This is a genomic window from Pseudanabaena sp. 'Roaring Creek' (genome assembly GCF_001402795.1).
Classification (GTDB): Bacteria; Cyanobacteriota; Cyanobacteriia; order Pseudanabaenales; family Pseudanabaenaceae; genus Pseudanabaena.
On sequence record NZ_LIRE01000577.1, the window covers coordinates 1 to 3,518 of the forward strand.

Sequence of the window (3,518 nt, forward strand, 5' to 3'; positions counted from 1 at the left end):
TCAAGCGTAGGCGATATTATACCAAAGCTCAAAATGGCATAGCCATTTCGAGCTTTGAAAACCCTTGCTGGGTTTGGTTTTTATAGCTACAGTCACTTGAATTAGGACAAATCAAACCCCAAGAATTGACGGGCGGCGCGAAGCGCCGCCCGTCAATTCTTGGGGTTTATGTCCTAGTACATTTGGCGATAGCTATAATTCACAAAAGTGTTGTCACACTTTCGTGAATTGGTATTATAGCGGTAGCGATCGCTTGGCAGACAAATTATGAGTATAAATAAATCGGAACCTTGGTTACAAACAGAACTATTAGCACATATCCAATTATTGCTTTATAGCTTTCATCATTGGACAGGTAACGACCTCATCCCCATTGCCGATCGCCAATCGCCATTGGAAATTGCGAATTCATTATTTAATGCTAATTTTGTGGTTGTTTCCCACGGCACGCAAGCCGATCCAATTCTAAACTATGGAAATCAAAAAGCCCTCGATCTCTGGAAAATGGATTGGCAAACCCTAACCTCAACGCCATCACGCTACACAGCCGAACCAATAGAACGCAGTGAAAGAGAACAACTATTAGCACAGGCAAAATCGCAGGGCTACATTAGCAACTATCGCGGCATCAGGATTGCGAGTAATGGCGATCGCTTTTATATCGATCGGGCAATTATCTGGAACGTGGTGGACAAAAACAATAAATTGTGGGGGCAAGCCGCAACTTTTGCTAACTGGGAAGCGATCGCCTAAATCCTTTACGAAGCAGCACTTTTACTAAATGGGGACAATCATATTAAAATTATTAAAGATTCGCAAAGATTTGCTGCGAAATCTTCATAAGTCTCGTTCTAATAGATACCTCACCAAATTTTATGACGATCGCAATCACCGAACCATTGAAAACCGTGGTGACTTTTGCTCATCCACTCCTGATGCTTTTAACCCTGTTTTTAGCAATCTATGCGGGTTACACTGGCTGGCAATACCGTAGAATCCGCAGTACTGAAGGTGAAGAAAAAAAGGCGCTAATCTCCAAACGCTACAATCTTCTCCACCATAACCTCGGATCGATATTTTTAGTATTGATGGTGGCAGGAGCGATCGGCGGTATGGCTGTGACCTATAGTAACAATGGCAAGCTATTTGTTGGCGCTCATCTCATTGCAGGTTTGGGTCTAGTCTTTTTGGCAGCTATATCAACAGCATTCGCCCCCTTACTCCAAAAGGGTAAGGACTGGGCAAGAATTACGCATATTTCCGTAAACGTCTTGCTCCTTGGTGTTTTTGTCTGGCAGACCTTAACTGGCTTTGAAATTGTGCAGAGAATTTTAGAGCAAATGTCTAAAGCTTCCTAAACTGCCCACAAGAAAAAGAAGGGCGCATAACGTCCTTCTTTTTTAAACCGCAATTAGCGATAGTTCGTAAACTGTAAAGCGAGGGGGAAATCCTCTGCTTTTACAAGTTGAATGATTTCTTGAAGTTCATCTTTTGATTTAGAAGTAACCCGCAGCGCATCACCTTGAATTGAAGCTTGACATTTAGGAAAGCTATCGCGAATAAGCTTAGAAAGTTTTTTTGCTTGCTCCTGCTCGATTCCTTTTTTAAGATTAATTTTCTGAACTACGCGATTTCCGCTTGCCGATTCAATTTCTCCATAGTCAAAGATTTTTAAGGATAATCCTCGCTTAATTGCCTTAGACTGCATCACATCAACTACAGCCGTGAGGGTCATTTCACTGTTAGTGTTAATGGTTATTAATTCTTTTTCAAGCTCCACTTCGGTTTTTGTGTTTTTTAAGTCATAACGACTGACAATTTCACGGCGAGTTTGATCGATCGCATTGACCAGTTCTTGATGATCGAAATCGCTAACAATATCGAAAGAATAGCTAGATGCCATAGGTTTAGTCTGGGTATTATACAATTTGCTGAGAAGAGGTTGGGGCGCTTGCGCCCCAACCTCTTCGATCTAATTCGATCTAAATAGATATCTAGGATACCAAAAAATTAACGGTTAAGAATCCCAGCCCCTCAGAGATTTCTCACCTATACTCCCTTCCTAGTGAAGAATTAGACATTGCGGCGCTTCGCGCCGCAACGCTAATTCTTGGTTTTTAATGTCTAATTTTATAGCGGGAAGGGAGTAGCTGCTGCTAAGTGTAAAACCCAAAAGAGAAATGCGGCGCTTCGCGCCGCATTTCTCTTTTGGGTTTTGATTTTTCATAATATGGCTGACGGCAGCTATATTAATTGGTTACAATCTATTCCCAAAGGCGTTTTCCTTCCTGTCCGCTTAAGCGATCGTGGGTGTCGCGTAACAGTCTCGGAATATCTAAATTCTCTGGGCAACGCGGCAAGCAATCACCGCAATCTGTACAGCGAATTGCTTTATTCCCTGGAAACCAATGTCCCGCATTTTCAAACATTTTGTAACGATACTTGCCAAATTCCACCATATCAAAGCCGATCGCTAAATTCCTTAGCCTTAAAACCTCAGGAATATTAATCCCTTCAGGACAGGGCAAACATTTATAGCATTGGGAACAGAGATCGTTTTCTAAGAAGCTATAGCGACGATTCATGCAATCGAGTACGGCTTGCTCTAACTCTGACATTGGTTCATCGTGATCCCATGCATCTTGATGGGAATCAATTTCGGCAGGGTTAGCAGCACCGAGGCTGAGAGTATGAACGCGCGGATCGCTGAGCAGAAAGCGATCGCCCATATATAAAGCCGTAAAGGGATAACTAACCCCCGTTAATTCTTCGGAAGGATTATAGAGCATTCCTCCTTTATCGGATGGCGAGATGATAAATACGCCCATATCTTTTTCATGGGCAAGCTGTACCGCAGGAGCATTGCGCTGATTGAAGTAGTAATAATGTAAATTGACCGACTCAAATAAATCCGTCTCAATTGTGTCGAGAATAACCTCAAGGGGCGCATGGGTAGAAAATCCTACATGACCGATTATCTTTTGATCGATCGCTTCTCTGACCGCTTTCATACAGCCTTGAGGATTTTTTACTAATTCGAGATGTTCGTATAGATTAATTCCATGAATATCAAAGTTATCGATATAGTCCACGTTCATTCTTTTTAAGGACTGCTCGATCTGGCGACGCATGGAGTCAGCATCCTTAGTTGGCGATATTTTGGTAGTTAGGTAAAAGCGATCGCGCCTTGCCTTCAATCCATTTTGCATCGCTTTGCCAATGAATTCTTCGCTTTTACCGTAGCCTTGGGCTGTTTCAATATGATTGATCCCCACTTCTAAAGCCCGCAAAATGGTTTTATGGGCATTCTCTGCCGATTCCAAATAGCGCATTGCTCCCAAGGAAAATACCGATAGGAGCATTTCAGTTTTGCCAAAACGACGATATCGCATAGTCTGTCCACTAAATATAATTATCTTACCCAAAACAGATATAGGGACGCTTAGTGTCCCTATATCTGTTTATCCCATGAGGATATATAGCTGCCGCCAACTGTATCAGGACATAAAGCCCCAAAG

4 protein-coding genes are annotated in these 3,518 nt (G+C 42.4%); 2 read left to right on the forward strand and 2 right to left on the reverse strand.

What is annotated here, in order from left to right; translation table 11 throughout:
• The first annotated feature begins 267 nt into the window (after positions 1–267).
• The gene (locus AC805_RS16555; protein ID WP_055076437.1) at positions 268–753 is read left to right on the forward strand and encodes an MEKHLA domain-containing protein; all 486 of its coding nucleotides are present in this window, start codon (positions 268–270) and stop codon (positions 751–753) included.
• Between the two features lie 122 nt (positions 754–875).
• Positions 876–1,358: a DUF4079 domain-containing protein gene (locus AC805_RS16560; protein ID WP_055076438.1), complete on the forward strand. Its 483-nt coding sequence runs from the start codon at positions 876–878 to the stop codon at positions 1,356–1,358.
• A 53-nt stretch (positions 1,359–1,411) separates the two neighbouring features.
• Here the strand turns inward: AC805_RS16560 and AC805_RS16565 are convergent, their stop codons facing one another.
• Entirely contained in the window at positions 1,412–1,903 is a 492-nt protein-coding gene (locus AC805_RS16565; RefSeq protein ID WP_055076439.1) for a YajQ family cyclic di-GMP-binding protein, read from the reverse strand.
• A gap of 361 nt (positions 1,904–2,264) precedes the next feature.
• Positions 2,265–3,392, reverse strand: a complete 1,128-nt coding sequence (locus tag AC805_RS16570) for an aldo/keto reductase (protein ID WP_009629470.1) — start codon at positions 3,390–3,392, stop codon at positions 2,265–2,267.
• Between the last annotated feature and the right edge of the window lie 126 nt (positions 3,393–3,518).